Origin of the sequence: Leptolyngbya sp. GB1-A1 (genome assembly GCF_039962475.1) — a bacterium.
Lineage (GTDB): Bacteria > Cyanobacteriota > Cyanobacteriia > Elainellales > Elainellaceae > Leptolyngbya_A.
Map to the genome: position 1 here is coordinate 1 of NZ_JAMPLI010000003.1, position 18,070 is coordinate 18,070.

The window sequence follows — 18,070 nt, forward strand, 5'->3', positions numbered from 1 at the left end:
GGCATCCGTTAAATCGACGATGTAACGCTTCTGACTCATAATGATCTTCCTGGATTTGAGTCACCTTACCAGAAATAACCCCACCAGGCAAAGTTCCCTTGGCAGACTACTAGGGCCTAGGGGGCAAATCATACTCGAATTCAGCAACGCCGGATTTTATCAGGTTAAAAACGGTGATTTTGAATAACTTGCATCTTTGGATACCTCGCATCTATCTTGCAGCTAAGATAAGCGACGAGTTCTGAACTATGAGGCCTCCTGGCTCTCGATCGGAACCCAAACCGAGACAGAGCCGCCCTTACAGGAGAACTCGCCCCAGCCGTACTCATCGGTCATCACAGGTCTAGCAATGTGTTCAGTGATGTCGATATAAAGACGGTTGGGCTGACCCACCTCCATCCATTTACTGCCGCCTGCCCCGTTACTCAGCACCACTGCCATGCCACCCGGATGATCAGCGTTGCCAATGCGCGTCCAGCCAATCAGATTCGGATGATCAAAATAGTCATACTGGGAACCATAGGCATAGTTGCTCCGCGCCCATAGAAACTTGTCGATGATCCAGCGGTGACAGTCGAGCCAGATTTCGTGTTCGTTGCCGTCGTTGCCGCAGTCGCGATAGTGTGACCCGTAATAGTCGGCGTAGAAAACGCAGGGGTAGCCTTCGCGCCGCAGCAGGATTAAGGAGTAAGCGATCGGCTTAAACCAGGATTCCACGACCGATTCAAGCGACTGAAGCGGCTGGGAATCGTGATTGTCTACCAGCGTCACAGCGAGCGAAGGCTGCTGCTGCACCAGCGTATTGTCAAAAATCTGACGCATATCGTAGTGTTCACCACTTCGACTTGCCGCATGAAAATTGTAGTGGAGCGGCGCATCAAACAGAGCCACTTTTCCCTGGGTGAGCGAAATGAAATAGTGCAGTGCCTCAATTTCGTAAGACCAGTATTCGCCCACGGCAAACAGATCGCGCTGGGCATAGTGGCGAATGTGCTCAAACCAATCGTGGAAAAACTCGGCGGCAACGTGCTTCACCGCATCAAAGCGGAACCCGTCCACGTCGGTCAAGTCCATCAGCCATTCACCCCAATACTTTAATTCGCCGCGCACTTCGGGGTGTTCCATGTCCAGGTCGCAGCCCATCAGATAGTCATAGCTGCCTTTTTCCAGATCAACATTATCGTCAAACTGTTTGCCCTGGAGCAGATAAATGGCTTGCTCGTGCTCGTTCCATGAGTTGTAGTCGATCGCGTCAAAATGCCACCAGTGCCACTTCATGCTGGAGTATTTGTCGCCGCGTCCCGGAAAGTTAAAGTGCGTCCAGGCTTTAATTTTTTGATAGTCCCCGATCGGCGAGTAGCGATCTTCAGGATGAAACGGTGTAGCTTCGATTTCTTCCTGTTCGTCTGCGCCCATTTTGTGATTGAATACCACATCGGCATAAACGCGCAGTCCAGCTTGGTGTGCCGCTTTAATCGATCGCAAATATTCGTCTTTTGTGCCGTACTTTGTCCGAACCGTTCCCTTTTGATTAAATTCGCCTAAGTCGAATAAATCATATGCGCCATATCCTGGGTCTTCTACACCTGCATGACCTTTGTAGGCAGGCGGGAGCCAAAGTGACGTAATTCCCGCTTTCGCCAGATCAGCCGCATTTTTCTCAAGTTCTTTCCACAGGCTGCCGTCGCTCGGCACATACCAGTGGAAATATTGCATCATAACCCCATTCGGTTCAGACATTGGCTTATTGTAGTGGATTCAAAATAATGAAATTCGGCAAAATCAATCCGGGCAAAAACGCACACAAAAACGCACAGTAAAAAATCGCTTGAGATGCTGACCCGTGCAAAAACTCCCTCAAAACTTCCAGGGTCTTTGCAAGCTGGGCAAACGCTCAAACTTTATTCCTGTGATATGAAATTTACTGGAGCGATCGGCTCTATGCCATCCATCGAAAGACTTTACTGTGGTGTCTGTCCTGGGATAGGCTATCGCTAAAAACGCAAGCCGCAATGTCAGAACTTAATGTCAAAACTAAATATCAAAACTGCAATCGAAGGGTGAAGAAATCAGGTTAGATTAAAGGCAAGATTTACAATAAGGTAGACTGATCCCCGGCGTTTTCCGCTAACACTTCCGGCGGTAAAACAGCGATCGGCGGCAGCATTAAAAACTTGATTAGCATTCCGGTCAGGGTCATCAGCAGAATTACGACAAATCCCATTTCCAGATAGTTCGGAACTGCAAAAGCAAGCTCCAAGTGATTGAGCTGACTAGATTTGAGCTGCCAAGAGAGCTGCTTGCCCTGCTGTCGCATAATGATCCCTTTGGGCAACTGCGAATTAGCCGGATTAGCTACGCCATTGGCTGTTAAAACTCCGATGGCGGTGGGAGCTGTGAGGCGAAATTCCAGCTCCAGAAACTCATCCGAATTGAGTGCGGGATCTGACTGCGCGATGAGTTTTTTGATCGATCGAAAGTCAAAGTCCAGGGTCAAGCGTTCTCGCTCGCGAAACAGTCCATGACGAGTCTGCACCTGCATACGAATCGGCAAATTGAGCGGTTTTTGCTTGCGCTGGCTCCAGTAGCCGCCCTTAAGGGGAATCGTCCCCGGTGGCTGAAAGAACTGGTTGAACCGGGTTTCCAGATCCTTCGCGCTGTAGAAAGGAATTTTGAGCCACAGTTCTTCTTCCGAAACCGCGTTGACCTGTCCGCCAAACTGTTGTGCCTTTTCTTTCACACTGTCCAGCCAGCTTGCGGCGATCGTCTCACTTAACCCCGACGGCACTTTCTCAAGCCGAATTCGCTGCACCCACTCCCCATGATTGGCATCCTTAAAGCTCAAGCCCGTTTCATATCGCACACAGCCCGACAGGAAGACGATCGCAATCAGCGCAATTCCCAGCAGCCGCAGCCGCATCAACCCATGCCCCAAAGATCGCAGCAAAGTCAAACCCTCCTCTTACTCTCCCCGTGCCGCAACGCCCAGCTTCTCAAACAGAATCGGAGGCAAATAAGCTCCCCCGCCCACCCATTCTGGCTGGTCTCCCAGATCAACCAAGTGCTGAAAGGCTTCAAAAATGCTGCCTGCCACCATTGTATTTTTGACTCGTCCGACGATCTGCCCCTTTTCGACCTTGTAGCCCAGATCCAGATTGACCGAAAACTCACCTGCCAACTGGTTTGACTGACCCGCGCCCAACACCTGATCCACAATTAAGCCTTCGTCCATGCTGGCAATGAGCCGATCGATCGACGTACTGCCCGGAGCCATACAGAGATTCACCATATCAGGAGCCGGACGCGATAAGCCGCCCCGAAACCCGTTTCCGGTAGACTGTTTGCCTGCTCTGGCTGCCCAGCGGCGATCCCAGTAAAAACCCTGCACGGTTCCGGCTTCGATGTATGCCTTTTTGTGGGTCGGGGTTCCTTCGTCGTCAAACTTACAGGCGGAGACGCCTAGACTCGGATCTTCAAAGATGGTCAGGCGATCGTCAAACAGCTTTTCGCCCACCTTATCCGCCAGCGGCGAGGCTTTTTGCACCACTGCCTGACCCGACAGCACCGTATCAAACAAACCGCCGATCGTGCTAGCGACTGCTCTGGGCAGAAACAACACCGGATAGGAGCCGCTCTGAATTGTTGCACCGTGTTCGGCTCGCTGAAATTTTTGCAGTAGCTCGTTCAGGATGCGATCGTAGCTAGGAATGCCATCACGCGCCACGTCGTAGCTGTATGCCTCCAGAAAATCTTCGCCTCGCACCAGATTGCCGGAAACACTGGCACTCATGGTCTGGGTACTGCGCTCAGCGTAAACATCTTGATGGGTAGCAAGTTTGACTGTGCCCGATCGCACGTGAAAATTCACCCCCACCAGCACGTCTGGGTTATAGCGATGCACTTCCTGAATTAGAAACTCGCCCACCTCTACTAACTCAGAGGTAGCAGGCGGCTGAAAGCTCGATTGACCAGAACCGTCCCAGGCATGAAAGTTAGCGGCAAATTCGTACTCGACCGGACTGCCAATTTCTGAAGTTTGCACTGCCGCATCTACCAGATCTTCTAATCGCGTCAAATCAGTGGAACTGGCAAAGCCCAATCGTCCCTCGCGAATGACCCGTAGCGCAACGCCCTGAACGGCTTTCGTTTGCAGCGACTTTAGCCGATTGTTTTCAAACTCGATCGGCGTATCCTGACTGGAGACAAAATAGACTTCGGCAGCATCAGTTCGCTGGGCGGCAAGGTCGAGAATTTGTTGAAGAATCGAATCGTTCACGGTAAGCGCAATCTGAGGACTATCCCAATTCTAATGCTGGCTCAGCCAGACGAGTCCCCCCAGAATTAGCCCGATCACCCCCAGTGCCACCCAGATAAAGCCGTTGTCCTTTGTGTCTACCTGGCTCAGATCGATCGGCTCCAGCTCTGCCTGCGGTTGGGGACGGGCAGGACGGGCAGTAGGAGCCGGATAGGCAGACATCGCCTTGTTGGGCTCCTCGGCATCGGCAACGCCAGATAAATCGGGAATCTTCGTCATCCATTCTTCGCGGCGCTTTAGTTCGGGAGCCTTGAGAATGTAGAGCAATCGGCTACCTTCTTTGCGCGTTTTTAAATTGGGATGGTTTTGGAGCTGCTCACACAGGGCGATCGCTTCGGTTTGCTGTCCGTTTGCCTGATATGCCGTCACCAGCCAGATCTGGGACTCGCCGCCCAAAGTGGAATTTTGTCCCGCCAGGTTCACCGCCTTTTCCAGAAACTCGACCGATCGGCGATATTCCCCTCGCTCAAAGGCTGCCTGCCCTGCCTGATACTGTTCCCGCGCCAGTTCTGTATTGTCCTCTGCCACGATCGCCTCTTGTGATTGCTTTTCTTTTTAACCTAGCGCAAACCTCTTCATCAGAAGTAGAGACTCACGGAGGATAATAGGCGAATACCCCAGAGCGTGAGCGAGATGTTTGCCGATACCTTTTACCTGATTCGATCGCGCCAGGATGGACAGTACCTTGTTGCCCGCCCCCGCCGTGCCGATGCCGCTCGATCAGACGATTTGCCAGAACAGCCTTCTGCCGGATTTGTGCTGCTGTTTGGTGAACATGCCGATGCCCTCAGCTATCTCAACAGTCATGCCCGCGAACTCGCCGATCGATTTGCCGTCGAATCAATCCCCAAAACCCAGCTTGGCAGTCTGCTAAAACGCTGGAGCTTTGAAGGCTGCGGCATTGTTACCGATCCGCTCCTGCCCAAAGTTGAATTTCTGCTGCGAGAGCGACGCTTGCCCTAGCGTCTTCTGCCTGCCCGAATTCCTGTACGAATTTCCTTCGATCGACAGACGAAAACACTCGATCGCGCTGTCTAGGGTACGCAACAGTAGCAACCGTAAGCGATCGAAGGAATACAGGCAATGACCAAACACCAAGAAAAACATCACGACGATTACGACGAAAAATACACCGCCCCCGAACTGCGGCGACGGCTCAAAGATGAAATCATGGCATCAGACAAGGGCGGCGAACCGGGGCAGTGGTCAGCCCGCAAAAGTCAGCTTTTAGTGCGGGAATACGAGCAGCATGGCGGTGGCTATAAGGGCGAAAAAGACGAAGCCGCTCGATCGCTTGAAGCATGGTCGGAGCAGGACTGGCAAACGGAAGAGGGTGACGATCGTGCCCGCGAAGGCAATGTGACCAAGCGATACCTGCCGAAGGAAGTCTGGGAAAAGCTAACCGACGCAGAAAAAGCAGAAGCCGAGCGCACTAAAGAAGAAGCCTCAAAGCACGGTGAACAGCACGTTGGCTATACGCCTGCAATCAAACGCGCCCTGCACGAAGTCGAAGCCGAGCATCACCCCGATTCAGGCGAGCAGCAGCCTGACAAGAAAGGCTCTGAGAAAGATCCTGAGAACAGGACTTCTGACAAAAAACAAGCCAGCAAAAAGCAGTCTGAGTCAAAGCAGTCTGAAACCAAGCAGTCTGACAAGACCGACAAAAAGCAGTCTCAGCAGAAAGACAAATCGAATGATTCAAATGATTCAGAAGGTAGCCTGAGCCAGAGGGAACTGTACGAGCAGGCAAAAGAATTGCAAATTGCAGGACGCAGCAAAATGTCGCGCGAAGAGCTAAAAGCCGCAATTCATAAGGCAAAGCAGTAAACGCAGCTATCAACAGGGTGTCGCTTCTTCGGTACAATACGATCCGCAAGTTTTTAGCGTCGATCGCCTTCTACCGTAACTTTGTAGCACCCTTCCTAACACTATGACGAAACAATACCGCATCACGCTGTTACCGGGCGATGGCATCGGTCCCGAAATTATGACTGTCGCTGTGACCGTACTGAAGCGGGTCGGCGAGCTTTCGGGAATTGGGTTTCAGTTCAAAGAGGCTCTGGTAGGCGGGGCAGCGATCGACGCAACCGGAAATCCTTTGCCCGACGAAACCCTGGCAACCTGTAAAGATAGCGATGCAGTCCTGCTGGCGGCGATCGGCGGCTATAAGTGGGATACGTTGCCCAATGCTCAGCGACCGGAGAAGGGCTTGCTGAATTTGCGGGCGGGCATGGAGCTATTTGCGAATCTGCGTCCGGCGACGATTTTGCCGCAGCTCATTGATGCCTCCAGCCTGAAGCGAGAAGTCGTGGAAGGGGTGGACATTATGGTGGTGCGCGAACTGACGGGCGGCATTTATTTTGGGCAGCCGAGGGGTATTTTTGCCGCAGAAACCGGAGAGCGGCGCGGCGTGAATACGATGGTGTACTCGGAAGGGGAGATCGATCGCATCGGGCGAGTTGCCTTTGAAACGGCTCAAAAGCGCAAAGGACGGCTCTGCTCAGTGGATAAGTCGAACGTGCTGGAAGTCTCTCAGCTCTGGCGCGAACGAATGACCCAGCTTGCGAGCGAATATTCCAACGTGGAGCTGTCTCATTTGTATGTGGATAATGCGGCGATGCAGTTGGTTCGCAGTCCCAAGCAGTTTGACACGATCGTTACCGGAAATCTATTTGGCGATATTCTCTCTGACGCTGCCGCTATGCTGACGGGAAGTATTGGCATGCTGCCCTCTGCTAGCCTGGGGTCATCGGGTCCGGGCTTGTTTGAACCCGTTCACGGTTCCGCTCCTGACATTGCTGGACAGGACAAGGCAAACCCGATCGCCCAGGTGCTTAGTGGCGCAATGATGCTGCGCTATGGCTTGAATGAACCGGAAGCCGCCGATCGCATCGAGCAAGCAGTTCTCAAAGTGCTGGATATGGGCTACCGCACGGGCGATATTATGTCCGAAGGGATGAAGGCAGTCGGCTGTCAGGCGATGGGTGAGGCATTGCTATCGGCTCTGGGCTAGCCCCCTATTTTGCTAAAATGCCGAAAAAATTGTGGCTATCCCTTGCTGGAATTCCATAAATCGATTAGAGTCTAGGTCGAGTTACGCCAGAGGCAATTCTCATGGTCTATGCATCCCGGCCCGCAGTTCCCGCAGGCATCCCTGTTGAAGAAGGCAGTCTTTCTGCCCTGCTCGACCCCTCGCTGTTGCAGGCAGCCCGCAATATCTACCGCACCTATTACGAAGTGCATCCCGACGAAGTGCAGCGTCCGCTCGGCGTGGCGATCGATCGATTTAGCCTGCGTGGCAAGCTGATTTTCAACGGTAAGCCCGTCCTGCTGCCCAAGGAATGCTTTATTCCCATTAGCCAGATCGAGCCGGGATTGCGATAAACCGTCGATGACGCTCCCAGCTTCCGAAACAGCGATTCCTGATGTAGAAATTTCCTATGCGGCGATCGAGCAAGCTGCCGCCCGACTTGTCGATCGCGCTCAGATTACGCCTGTTCTCGGATCCCGCACGGTAAACGATCGCACCGGGGCACAAGTCTTTTTTAAGTGCGAAAACTTTCAGCGCACCGGGTCTTTTAAGTTTCGCGGCGCATTTAACGCTTTATCCCAGCTCACGCCCGAACAGAAGCAGCGCGGCGTTCTTGCTTTCTCGTCCGGCAATCACGCTCAGGGAATGGCGTTAGCAGGACAAATTCTGAATATTCCCACCACGATCGCTATGCCTCAGGACGCTCCTGCTGTGAAACAGGCGGCAACCCGCGGCTATGGTGCAGAAGTGATTTTGTACGATCGCGCCTCCGTGAAACGGGAAGAACTCTGTGAGCAAATCGCGATCGAACGAGGGGCAACCGTAATCCCACCTTATGATCATCCAGACATTATCGCCGGACAGGGCACGGCAGCCAAAGAGCTGATTGAACAGGTTGGATCGCTCGATCTGCTGCTGGTTTGCTGTGGCGGGGGTGGGTTGCTTTCTGGGTGTGCGATCGCCGCTCATGCGCTCTCGCCTCAGTGTCGCGTGATTGGTGTCGAACCGGCTGCGGCTGACGATGCTACCCGATCGTTTTATACCCGTACCCTGCAAACCGTTCACAACCCCGACACGATCGCCGACGGAGCCAGAACACCTTTCCTGGGCAAACTCACCTTTCCGCTGGTGCTGCGCCATGTGCAGGACATGGTAACGGTGAGCGATGAAGCACTGCTGCGATCGATGGCATTTCTCTGGGAGCGGCTCAAAATTGTGGTCGAGCCAACAGGTGCACTGGCAGCCGCTGCTCTGCTAGAAGGTATAGTGAAGGCTCCCGGAAGCCGAGTAGGCGTAATGATTAGCGGCGGTAATGTAGATTTGACCAAGATCGCGAGTTTACTAATTCACTAAATTCGCCGGGACTTTCCCGTCCATCCACTCATTCATCCACGCACCCGCTCTTCTACTTGCCCACCATCGCCCCTTCCTCAAACAGCTCCTGCGCCCGATCGCGAATCGCACACAAATTCACCACAAACCCACGTTTCAGCCGTCGTTCGATCAGCCCGATCGGCATGGTGCGAGGTGGCAGTACCCGAATTGTGTAGCTTAGCTCGGTGAGGCGATCGTTTAAGCGCAGCAGATCCCAGCTTCCCGAAAATTCCTTGAAGTCTCCTTCCACCATCTGAAACGCGATCCGATTGGGGAAACTTTCCACCATATCCAGCACAACTCGCGCCCGGAACTTGAAATTGAGGAATTTTTCTGCGCCGATTTGCTCGATGCGAATGCGGTGCGGATGAGAAAGTCGCTGGCTCTTTGCCAGGTTGGGCACAAAGTCTGCCAGACGATCGTAGTCCGTCAAAATCTGCCAGAGCTGCTCTGGTGGGTAGGTCAGTCGAATCCGGGCGGAAAGCTGGCGATGCCGTCCCTCAGCGCGATCGGTCGAAACCTCTACGTCTGCTGAATCGATCGGTTCTGCAACCGTCTCCTCGTTTTCTACGGGGTCGAGGGTGATGAAATCAGCTTGCAGTTCAGACTTCGCTTCCATAGATTCGGTGAAATAAACTTCAGTGCTGGAGGGGCGTTGGATGACTTGCGCTAGGCAATCCCTTAACAAAACTGGGGAACTGGACGGCAGAGCGGCGATCGTGAGCGGATGCCTCAGGAATGATGCCCAACCTTTACCTTATGATCACCTACATTTTCCGTTAATGCTACCTGATTCGATTTGCAAAATGGGTTTCTCAGAACTCATCAAAATAACTAAATTGAGTAGATTTGAGATAGATCACCTGTTCTTTTCCTATGATGATGGGAAAGGAGTTCATTTGATCTGATCTTCGACCATAACCCCTGCGGGTCTAAACTAACCGCTCTGACCGCGAAACCAGATCCGTGAATTCCCGTTATTATTCAGTACGCTGATTTTTTGCAAACGCTCAGCAAACCGATAAGCAAGAACGATCGCATTCCCTATGGTTTCAGCCCCTACTCGTATCGCGATGGCTCCAGTAATTGGCACGGTCAAAGGACCGGGGGAGAACGGCAACCAGTACGTTTTCATTACTGCCGATAACCGTCAGGTCAAAATCGGTGAATTTGTTTATTACCAAGCCACCATGTCGGGAGAAAACGGCTCTGAACCGTTGGTACTGCAAATCCTGGGGAAAATTTCCGATCGCCGCCTGCTGGATCATTTGCCCGATCGCATTTTTGCCGATACGGAAATCAGCCCGGAAACGATCGCCGCGCTGGTGGGTTTTGTCCATCCCAACCCGGAGATCTACGAAGTGACGGTCGAGGTGATTGGTCATTTTCATCCGGCATTAGGGTTTATGAACCCCCGACTCACGCCCGATCCGGGGGCAAAGGTTTATTTGGCAACCAACGATCGCCTCAAAGAAGTTCTGAGCAAAAAGCAGCCCGGAGCCATCGGGTCTGCCCATATTGGTTCGCTGCTGCTGCGTGATCCCCAGGCAGTGCCGATCGCCCTGGATGTCAAGGAACTCGTCAGCACCCACATGGCCATCCTGGCAGGTACAGGCTCCGGGAAATCCTACACCGCAGGCGTGCTGGTCGAAGAACTGTTGTCGCCCCACAACCGCGCTGCCGTCCTGATTTTTGACCCTCACGGTGAATACGGCACGCTGGCAGAACTGCGTGGACACCCTGCCTTCACTGCCCCCGACGGCTACGCGCCCCAGGTCAAAGTTCTGACGCCCGAAGATGTGAAAATCCGCATCTCGTCGCTGGACTACTACGATATTTTGACCTTGCTGCCGGAAATGAGCGATCGTCAGCAGTCGATTTTGAATAAGGCGTTTGTGATTGTCCGCAAGCACCGCTATGGAGATTACCGCTGGGGAGTGCAGGATCTGATTGCGGCTGTGTTTGAAGCCGATCGCACCCAGGACGACGAAGGCAACGAAAAAGTGGGAACCTCGGCTCCGGCGATCGAGTGGAAGCTGGAAAAACTGGCGCGATCGTCCTATTTCGACACCATGCAACACCTTTCGCCCAAGGATCTCTTTGCACCCGGACAAGTCACCGTTTTGCAAATGAACGAAATTAGCCAGGAGGAACAGCAGGTGATTTGCGCGGCAGTGCTGCGGCAGGCAAACCAGGCACGCATGAACACCCAAAAGGAGCTAATTACCCCAGACGACGAGAATTACTTGCCTTATCCGGTGTTTGTCTTGATCGAGGAAGCCCACCGATTTGCACCCGCCCACGAACCCTCGCGCTGCAAAATGATTCTGCGAACGATTCTTAGCGAAGGACGAAAGTTCGGCTTGGGCATGGGGCTGATTACCCAGCGTCCCGGCAAGCTCGATGCGGATGTGCTGTCGCAGTGTATGAGTCAGTTCATTATGCGAATCGTGAATCCGGTGGACCAGGACAGCCTCAAATACGGGGTAGAAGCCGCCGGACGCGATCTGCTCAAGGAACTTCCCTCCCTCACCAAAGGACAGGTCATCATCTCAGGAGCCTGCGTCAATACGCCTGTGCTGTGCCAAGTACGAAAACGCCTCACCAAACATGGCGGCGAGACCCTGGACGCTCCCCAGGAATGGCAAAAATTCTTCCAGTCTCATCAGGTGGAAGCCCGCAAAATTGAAGAAGCTCCAGTTGCAAGCCGATCGCGTCCCAAAACTTACAAAGGCTTGAGTATGGATTGAGCTTAATTCAGATTGGGTTGGCTCCTATTTATTACCAGCAGAACGTCATGCCGCAAAGTAAACAAACTTAACACAAACCTTAAATCATTCTAAAGCGCTTACCCAAATTAAATGGGGGGATCAATGGGTAAAATTCCCCTACTCAAGAAGCGTGCGCTAAGCAATCATAGATATATAGATAAAAGCTGCTGGCGTCCTGATATAGCCAGTTTTTCAAAAATCATCAACCCCGCGATTAGGTTGATAGTTATAAACACCAGACTCCAGGCTCCGGCTTGGGGTCTAATTGTTTTTAAACCGCTTCTAAGATGAAAAAGCCTCTCCAGTCAGAAGAGGTTCATGGGTGAATCAAAAGCATTGTTGCGATTAACTCTGAATTTCTAACTCTGATTTTTCAAAGCCTGCACAATCTCCTGCGCTAACTGTTTACTCCAAACCTGCTCAAACGGGCAGGAAACTCTGCTGTCTTCCCGCTCAAACCAGGTGAGGGCTTCTTCAAGCTGGCTCACAGAATAAGTGTCGTTAATCAGCATTTTGGTGAGCAGACAGCGCACAATCATCGCTTGAGCATCATTGAGCATCAGCATTACAGCAACTCCTGGCGATCGTGCTTGGACAAAATCACCATTGCTTTATCGATATCCCGCACTTTGATCGATCGGAGGGCAGCGAGAAGCGATCGAATCAATGCAACTTCGTCATCAGTGAGTGTGACCATTGGTAAAATCCTTTTTTCGTTTTGCCACATTGCCACAATACCATGATTGCATAATTTCGTATAGGAAAATGTGAGAGCAAAACTTGCATTAGGGTTTGGAATGAGCGCAAGAAGAAAGCCAGAGTTCAGAGTGTTTACAGAAGATGATGTGGCGACTCTGGTGAAAACGATGGCAGCCCTAAAGAACATCAGTATTTCTGAGCTGTTTAACGAGGCATTAGAGTTGTGGCTATCGCAACCTGAACAGCAAAAGCTGATTGAAAGACATAATCTGGACGCGATCGAGGAGGATGAAGGGTAAGTCCTCCTTCAGCAGAATGAGCCAAAATAGAGAAAATTTCTCTGTCAGTGGCCATGACGCAACCACCTGAACCGCAGGAGTCCACTTCCTTTTCAGCGCAATTGACTGACCTGGTTCTGAAAATCATTAAACCGGGAGGAGTGACGATCGGCGGTATCAGCGGTTTTTGGTTTCTGTTGGTACAGAGCGATATTCCGAAAGCGATCGCCTCTGCGGTAATTGGTTTGGGAGTTTCTTACGGGGCGAAACTGCTTCAGCCCATCCATGCAGGAAATGAGCGACGGTTAGAAAGTGCGGGGAAGGCGATTGACAAGACGATCGATAAAAGCACTCGATTTGTCCTGGACAAGATGAGCGGCGGAACGATCGAGGATCGGTATCTCCATGCTCAGGCAATGGATTGCCAGCGGTTGCGATCGGAGGGAGTTGCTCAACATTCGGGGATTTTTGTCCCGCTGTTGGAAGAGGTTTTTGTGCCGCTGTCGTTGGGTGTTGGGGCAAGTTTACCGGGGTTCAAGGTATCCGTAGACCCGATCGCTGATCAAGATGTGATTTTCGGGCGTAGTTTGAGCATTTGGGATGTGCTGGCAAAAGCCCCTAAGCAAGCGAATTTTCGACAGCTTGTGATTCTGGCATGGGGTGGGTATGGCAAAACAACGCTGCTAAAGCATATTGCTTACATTTACGGCACTCGTCAGCAGCAAAGACGCTATAACCTGCCGAAACGCATTCCCATTCTGCTCGCACTGCGAAAATATCGAGATCTGCTGGCACAGGAAAGCCCGCCGAGTTTACCTGAACTGATTGCAGCGCGACATATTCCTGATCTCCCTGAAGCCGCCGAACTACAGGTATCGCCACAGTGGACGAAGCAAATCCTCAAGGCTGGAGAGGCGATCGTGATGCTGGATGGCTTCGATGAGGTGGCGAAGGGGCAGCGTCCGGCAGTGGCTCGCTGGATTAATCAGCAGATGCATCAGTATAGCAAGTCTGTGTTTATCGTTACGTCTCGTCCGAGAGCATATACCGAGCAACCCACGAACGATCGCCTGGAACTGGCAACACCGCTGTGGGTACAAGACTTCAACGCTAAGCAGCGCAAATATTTCGTGGAGCGATGGTATCTCTGTCAGGAACGCTATGCCAGCGGCGGTGATGATACGCCTGATGTCCGACAGACAGCAATGCGATCGGCAACAGAGTTGCTAGAACAAATTGAAGCAAGACAGGAACTCAAGGTTCTGGCAAAAAATCCGCTCCTGTTAAACATGATTGTCACCTTTCATCGCCGCTATCCTGGTGCAGACTTGCCGAAACGACGAGTGGAACTTTATCGAGAAATCTGCCTCTTGCAGTTGCGCGATCGACCCAGTGCCCGAAGGCTAGACACCCTCCTAACTGAATGTGATGCCCAGGTGATTTTGCAAATCCTGGCATTAACGATGATGCGAAACCGATTGGAACGGATTGAACGCTCTCAACTTTTACAAGAACTGAATCAGATTTTGCAGCAGCAAGGCGAAACGATCGCAGCAACCGATTTTTTAGAGCAAGTTGTACAAATCAGTGAACTGCTGGTAGAACGAGAATCGGATGAATTTGAGTTTGCCCATCTCAGTTTTCAGGAATATTTTGCTGCAACGCAGTTTGCCCAGCAGCAGGAGGAACGTCCGCTCTATGACTACCTTCATGATGACTGGTGGAAGCCCACAATTCTGCTTTATGTTGCTCAGGTGAAAAACCCAACTTCCCTCATTCGTGAAGCACAGCAGCAAGGCGCGATCGACTTTGCCTATGCCTGTTTACAGGAAACTACTAAATCGCTCGATCCAGCATTGAAAGCAGAATTAACTGCCCTAAAACAAACTGTACAAACCTCGCGCTATGAGCAATTAGAAGCGTATTTGAGGGCACAGCAATGGAAAGAAGCAGACCAAGAAACCTATCGGCTAATGATTACAGCGATCGGCAAAGAAGAAGGACAGTGGTTTGAGCCGCAAGAGCTATTGAACTTTCCCTGTGATGCGCTGCGCTCGATCGATCAGCTCTGGGTGAAATACAGCAACGGTAGGTTTGGGTTTAGTGTCCAGAAACAGATTTATGTAGACTGTGGTGCTAAACTGGACGGCAATTATCCCGGAGAAGAAATCTGGGAGAAGTTTGGCGAGCGCGTCGGGTGGCGCAAGAATGGAAAGTGGCTGAAATACTCTAACTTGAGCCCCTCTTTTTCCTATCCCAAGGGAAATTTGGGAAATTTTCCAATGGGTTGGTTGGGTTGGTTGGGGTTTTGGATTCTCTTCTCTCGCATAGAGACTTGTGAAGTGTAGCACGAGCCAGTCCTGAGCGTTTTCAAAGTTTTATTTTCAGCGTTCTTTTTTACATAGAATCCCCTTTCAGAGATCCGTTACCTGACATTAGGGTAGATGTATTGCGGTCAGCACTGAGATGATCGCTCCGCTTTAAAGTGGAGGGGCGATCGCTGGAGTGGAGACGAGTATGGAATCGGCAGTTTACCAAATTAGTGCCTTTTGGGATGCAGATGCAGCCGTATGGGTTGCAACCAGTGATGATGTACCGGGATTAGCAACCGAAGCGGAGACGATCGAAGCATTGAGTCAAAAGTTGAGGGACATCGTTCCTGACTTGCTGATGACCAATCATGTAATTTCCGCAGACTATGCAGGTGCGATCGCGATTCAACTCATCAGCCATCGGCAGGGATTGATTGAGGTTGCCTCATAAATGGCTGCATCTCTGACACCTGCGCTCAAGAAACTGCTAATCGAAGCGGGATTACCCAAGGCTTTCTAGCATAGGAGTAGGCGAGAAGCTAGTCGATCGCTCTGTTCAGTTGACATCACCGCACCCGCCCATCCTCAGGCTAGAATTGAGCATTCCAGCTTTCAGGCAAAATTCCTTTCGCTATCAATCTTTCAATTCTTCCCCAATGGCAAACCCACTCGATCGCCTCAAACGCTTACCCTGGATGGAGCTATTGCTCAATGCGCTGCTAACGGCACTCTGCGTCACCGTGGCGGAATTTATCCTGGTAATTTTGATGCGAGCATTGACGATCGTGGCTCAGATTGCGATCGTGCTGCTTAATCCGCCGCTGGGCATTTTGACTCAACTGGCGATCGGGGTTGGGATTGGCGCATTAGCCGTTGTGCTGCTGGAGCGTTTCTTTCCCCAGGTGCGAATCGATACAGGCACGCTCTGGGCGTTGATTCCCTGTCTGATTGTGGCACTGATTGCAAGAACGCTGCTGCCGTCTCCGGTAAGTCTAATTAGCACCAGTCAGATTACCGCAGTGGCAATCCTGCTTGGCGTATTTTGGCGCGGCAGACGCTACTGGCGATATTGGCGGTAACGGGTGATGGGTCAATGCAAAAAGCCGATAAGGAAGCGATCGAATCAGCGATCGTCCTGATCATGAACTCCCCTGTTTAATGCGTTACGCTGCGCTAACACATCCGACGCGAACCTTCCTGGTCTGAAATTCCAAGTCCCCCAAATTGGGGGATTTAGGGGGCAGTGCAACACCTTCCTAAGCCGGAACTACGATCTTCTCAGTTCCCGATAGCTCAAATGCCGCGTGAACCGCCTGGAGTGCCCGCACGCCATCTTCTTCAGACACCACGCAGCTAATTTTGATTTCCGAAGTCGCGATCATCTGGATATTGATTTTCTCTTTTGACAGCGCATCAAACATTTTGGCAGCGACCCCCGGTTTTCCGACCATTCCGGTTCCGACAACGCTGACTTTCGCGATCGATTGATCCACGATCACTTCTCCGCATCCCAGCTCCACAGCAGCAGCATCGAAAATTGCTTTTGCCTCATCTGCGTCTGCCTGCGCCACCGTAAAGGCAATATCGCGAGTGGCAGTGCCATCAATTAAGCGGCATCGCTGCGACTGAATGATCATGTCTACGCTGATGTTGCGATCGGCAAGCAAGGTAAACACCCTGGCTGCCATGCCGGGGCGATCGGGTACATGGCGAATGGCGAGACGGGCTTGCTTCAGATCCAGAGCGGCTCCACGCACCGGAGGAATGTCACTGTCAGCCTTTCCACCTGGGGCTTTGAGCGGGGAAGTGTGAACTTCAAACTCACGACAGAGGGCGGCAATGGCTCGATCGCAGTCTGCCGCATCGATCGCACAGCTCACTTTTACTTCCGAGGTCGAAATCATCTGGATATTCACGCCTGCCGCTGCCAACGTGCGGAACATTTGCGCCGCCACCCCCGGACGACCAATCATCCCCGCTCCGGCAATGCTGACCTTTGCCATCTGGCGTTCCACCAGGACTTCCGCTTCTCCCGTGGTGGGGTCGCTGTAGTTTCGCAGCACAGGCGCGATCGCTGCCGCCACTGCTTCTGCCCGGTTGAGGGAATTTTTGACGACCGTAAAGGCAATATCGTTGCTGTTGCCTTCGTGAATCGACTGAATGATCAAATCCACGTCCAGGTCTTGCTGGGCAATTTCGCCAAACAGCTTTGCTGCCACGCCAGGGCGATCGGGCACGCGCAGCATTGCGATTTTTGCCTGATCCGTATCAAACTCGATCGCATCCACCGCATTGGCAATTTCTAGCCCTTCCAGCGGACGAGGTTGGCGGATCGGAGACATCACACGGGTTCCCGGATCGTCTGACCAGCTCGATCGCACCACCAGCATCACGCCATAGTTACGGGCAATTTCAACCGATCGCGGGTGCAGCACTTTCGCCCCCAGGCTGGCAAGCTCCAGCATTTCATCTGAGGTAATTTCGCGCATCAGGTGAGCATCGGGAACCAGTCGCGGATCAGTCGTAAGGATGCCGGGAACGTCTGTATAAATTTCGCAGCAGTCTGCTCGTAAAGCCGCCGCCAGTGCCACAGCAGAGGTATCGGAGCCGCCCCGTCCCAGCGTGGTAATTTCCAGGTCTTCTAAACTGGTGATGCCCTGAAATCCTGCAACAACGACGACTTTGCCATCCTGTAAATGCCGTTCCAGGCGATCGGTTGCGACGCTGAGAATTCGGGCGCGGGTATGCTCTGCTTCGGTGACAATGCCGACCTGTGTCCCCGTCATCGAAATTGCGGGCTGTCCGGCTTCCTGAAGTGCCATGCTCAGCAGGGCGATCGTCACCTGTTCCCCAGTCGAGAGCAGCATATCCATCTCGCGCCGATTCGGATTGGCAGAAATGTCGTGCGCCAGTTTCACCAAACCATCGGTGGTTTTACCCATCGCAGACACGACAACTACCACACGATGACCACCCTTAACGGTTTGCAGGACTCGCTGAGCCACTGCCTGAATTCGCTCTACCGTTCCAACTGACGTGCCGCCGTACTTCTGAACAATCAGTGCCATAGCTTTTGTGAACTGCCCAACCTGCTGGAGATGAATGAGGTGACCGGGAAATGCAGGGATCTAGCTCCTTTTTATGCGCTGCTAGCCTGTTTCTAACTCACCCGATCGAGGTAAATCGAGATACTTATGATCAGGATCGATCCGATCTAATAAAGGTAGCAGAGTCTTGGTGCGATCGAGCAAATGCTTTGGATTTCCTGACAATTTCCTCGGTGCGCTTAA

General features: G+C 52.2%; 18 protein-coding genes. 10 read left to right on the forward strand and 8 right to left on the reverse strand.

Features of this window, described 5'->3' with window-relative positions; genetic code table 11:
- Nucleotides 1–246: 246 nt before the first annotated feature.
- The 4 genes from NDI45_RS03830 to NDI45_RS03845 form a co-directional block, all read right to left on the reverse strand.
- Nucleotides 247–1,740, reverse strand: a complete 1,494-nt coding sequence (locus tag NDI45_RS03830) for an alpha-amylase (RefSeq protein ID WP_190792338.1) — start codon at nt 1,738–1,740, stop codon at nt 247–249.
- 352 nt (nt 1,741–2,092) lie between these two features.
- The gene (locus tag NDI45_RS03835; protein ID WP_348246433.1) at nt 2,093–2,947 is read right to left on the reverse strand and encodes a DUF3153 domain-containing protein; all 855 of its coding nucleotides are present in this window, start codon (nt 2,945–2,947) and stop codon (nt 2,093–2,095) included.
- A gap of 15 nt (nt 2,948–2,962) precedes the next feature.
- A complete protein-coding gene (locus NDI45_RS03840; protein ID WP_348246435.1) occupies nt 2,963–4,276 on the reverse strand; it encodes a TldD/PmbA family protein in 1,314 nt (437 codons plus the stop codon).
- Nucleotides 4,277–4,306: 30 nt separating this feature from the next.
- Nucleotides 4,307–4,843, reverse strand: a complete 537-nt coding sequence (locus NDI45_RS03845; RefSeq protein ID WP_348246437.1) for a hypothetical protein — start codon at nt 4,841–4,843, stop codon at nt 4,307–4,309.
- A 105-nt stretch (nt 4,844–4,948) separates the two neighbouring features.
- Here NDI45_RS03845 and NDI45_RS03850 point away from each other — a divergent pair, with 105 nt between their 5' ends.
- From NDI45_RS03850 to NDI45_RS03870, 5 genes are all read left to right on the forward strand, one after another.
- On the forward strand, nt 4,949–5,278 hold the full coding sequence (locus NDI45_RS03850; protein ID WP_190790658.1) for a hypothetical protein: 330 nt from the start codon (nt 4,949–4,951) through the stop codon (nt 5,276–5,278).
- Between the two features lie 120 nt (nt 5,279–5,398).
- Nucleotides 5,399–6,142 (forward strand): hypothetical protein, encoded by a 744-nt coding sequence (locus NDI45_RS03855; RefSeq protein ID WP_348246439.1) that lies wholly within the window; start codon nt 5,399–5,401, stop codon nt 6,140–6,142.
- Between the two features lie 103 nt (nt 6,143–6,245).
- A complete protein-coding gene (gene leuB, locus NDI45_RS03860) occupies nt 6,246–7,328 on the forward strand; it encodes a 3-isopropylmalate dehydrogenase (RefSeq protein ID WP_348246441.1) in 1,083 nt (360 codons plus the stop codon).
- A gap of 101 nt (nt 7,329–7,429) precedes the next feature.
- Nucleotides 7,430–7,699 (forward strand): hypothetical protein, encoded by a 270-nt coding sequence (locus NDI45_RS03865; RefSeq protein WP_242067187.1) that lies wholly within the window; start codon nt 7,430–7,432, stop codon nt 7,697–7,699.
- Between the two features lie 7 nt (nt 7,700–7,706).
- Nucleotides 7,707–8,699: a threo-3-hydroxy-L-aspartate ammonia-lyase gene (locus NDI45_RS03870; protein ID WP_348246444.1), complete on the forward strand. Its 993-nt coding sequence runs from the start codon at nt 7,707–7,709 to the stop codon at nt 8,697–8,699.
- A gap of 52 nt (nt 8,700–8,751) precedes the next feature.
- Here the strand turns inward: NDI45_RS03870 and NDI45_RS03875 are convergent, their stop codons facing one another.
- Nucleotides 8,752–9,339: an SRPBCC family protein gene (locus NDI45_RS03875; RefSeq protein ID WP_190790652.1), complete on the reverse strand. Its 588-nt coding sequence runs from the start codon at nt 9,337–9,339 to the stop codon at nt 8,752–8,754.
- Between the two features lie 427 nt (nt 9,340–9,766).
- Here NDI45_RS03875 and NDI45_RS03880 point away from each other — a divergent pair, with 427 nt between their 5' ends.
- On the forward strand, nt 9,767–11,470 hold the full coding sequence (locus NDI45_RS03880) for an ATP-binding protein (RefSeq protein WP_190790651.1): 1,704 nt from the start codon (nt 9,767–9,769) through the stop codon (nt 11,468–11,470).
- Nucleotides 11,471–11,850: 380 nt separating this feature from the next.
- Here NDI45_RS03880 and NDI45_RS03885 read toward each other — a convergent pair whose 3' ends face one another.
- Both NDI45_RS03885 and NDI45_RS03890 read right to left on the reverse strand, forming a co-directional pair.
- Entirely contained in the window at nt 11,851–12,057 is a 207-nt protein-coding gene (locus NDI45_RS03885) for a hypothetical protein (RefSeq protein WP_348246446.1), read from the reverse strand.
- Nucleotides 12,057–12,188 (reverse strand): hypothetical protein, encoded by a 132-nt coding sequence (locus NDI45_RS03890; protein ID WP_348246448.1) that lies wholly within the window; start codon nt 12,186–12,188, stop codon nt 12,057–12,059. The genes NDI45_RS03885 and NDI45_RS03890 overlap by 1 nt, the downstream gene beginning before the upstream one ends.
- A 100-nt stretch (nt 12,189–12,288) precedes the next feature.
- Here NDI45_RS03890 and NDI45_RS03895 point away from each other — a divergent pair, with 100 nt between their 5' ends.
- The 4 genes from NDI45_RS03895 to NDI45_RS03910 all read left to right on the forward strand — a co-directional run bounded on the left by NDI45_RS03895 (nt 12,289) and on the right by NDI45_RS03910 (nt 15,859).
- Nucleotides 12,289–12,489 (forward strand): hypothetical protein, encoded by a 201-nt coding sequence (locus NDI45_RS03895; protein WP_348246450.1) that lies wholly within the window; start codon nt 12,289–12,291, stop codon nt 12,487–12,489.
- A gap of 53 nt (nt 12,490–12,542) precedes the next feature.
- Nucleotides 12,543–14,816 (forward strand): GUN4 domain-containing protein, encoded by a 2,274-nt coding sequence (locus tag NDI45_RS03900; protein WP_348246452.1) that lies wholly within the window; start codon nt 12,543–12,545, stop codon nt 14,814–14,816.
- A gap of 169 nt (nt 14,817–14,985) precedes the next feature.
- Complete coding sequence (locus NDI45_RS03905) at nt 14,986–15,231, forward strand: DUF1902 domain-containing protein (protein ID WP_348246454.1); 246 nt, start codon at nt 14,986–14,988, stop codon at nt 15,229–15,231.
- A gap of 205 nt (nt 15,232–15,436) precedes the next feature.
- Entirely contained in the window at nt 15,437–15,859 is a 423-nt protein-coding gene (locus NDI45_RS03910) for a peptide chain release factor 1 (protein WP_348246456.1), read from the forward strand.
- Between the two features lie 177 nt (nt 15,860–16,036).
- Here NDI45_RS03910 and NDI45_RS03915 read toward each other — a convergent pair whose 3' ends face one another.
- On the reverse strand, nt 16,037–17,848 hold the full coding sequence (locus NDI45_RS03915) for an aspartate kinase (protein WP_348246458.1): 1,812 nt from the start codon (nt 17,846–17,848) through the stop codon (nt 16,037–16,039).
- Nucleotides 17,849–18,070 lie beyond the last annotated feature (222 nt).

Coding starts and splice junctions, on each gene's coding strand:
- NDI45_RS03830 (WP_190792338.1), bottom strand. CDS start 1,740: ATGTCTGAACCGAATGGGGTTATGATGCAATATTTCCACTGGTATGTG.
- NDI45_RS03850 (WP_190790658.1), top strand. CDS start 4,949: ATGTTTGCCGATACCTTTTACCTGATTCGATCGCGCCAGGATGGACAG.
- NDI45_RS03855 (WP_348246439.1), top strand. CDS start 5,399: ATGACCAAACACCAAGAAAAACATCACGACGATTACGACGAAAAATAC.
- leuB (WP_348246441.1), top strand. CDS start 6,246: ATGACGAAACAATACCGCATCACGCTGTTACCGGGCGATGGCATCGGT.
- NDI45_RS03865 (WP_242067187.1), top strand. CDS start 7,430: ATGGTCTATGCATCCCGGCCCGCAGTTCCCGCAGGCATCCCTGTTGAA.
- NDI45_RS03870 (WP_348246444.1), top strand. CDS start 7,707: ATGACGCTCCCAGCTTCCGAAACAGCGATTCCTGATGTAGAAATTTCC.
- NDI45_RS03875 (WP_190790652.1), bottom strand. CDS start 9,339: ATGGAAGCGAAGTCTGAACTGCAAGCTGATTTCATCACCCTCGACCCC.
- NDI45_RS03880 (WP_190790651.1), top strand. CDS start 9,767: ATGGTTTCAGCCCCTACTCGTATCGCGATGGCTCCAGTAATTGGCACG.
- NDI45_RS03885 (WP_348246446.1), bottom strand. CDS start 12,057: ATGCTGATGCTCAATGATGCTCAAGCGATGATTGTGCGCTGTCTGCTC.
- NDI45_RS03890 (WP_348246448.1), bottom strand. CDS start 12,188: ATGGTCACACTCACTGATGACGAAGTTGCATTGATTCGATCGCTTCTC.
- NDI45_RS03895 (WP_348246450.1), top strand. CDS start 12,289: ATGAGCGCAAGAAGAAAGCCAGAGTTCAGAGTGTTTACAGAAGATGAT.
- NDI45_RS03900 (WP_348246452.1), top strand. CDS start 12,543: ATGACGCAACCACCTGAACCGCAGGAGTCCACTTCCTTTTCAGCGCAA.
- NDI45_RS03905 (WP_348246454.1), top strand. CDS start 14,986: ATGGAATCGGCAGTTTACCAAATTAGTGCCTTTTGGGATGCAGATGCA.
- NDI45_RS03910 (WP_348246456.1), top strand. CDS start 15,437: ATGGCAAACCCACTCGATCGCCTCAAACGCTTACCCTGGATGGAGCTA.
- NDI45_RS03915 (WP_348246458.1), bottom strand. CDS start 17,848: ATGGCACTGATTGTTCAGAAGTACGGCGGCACGTCAGTTGGAACGGTA.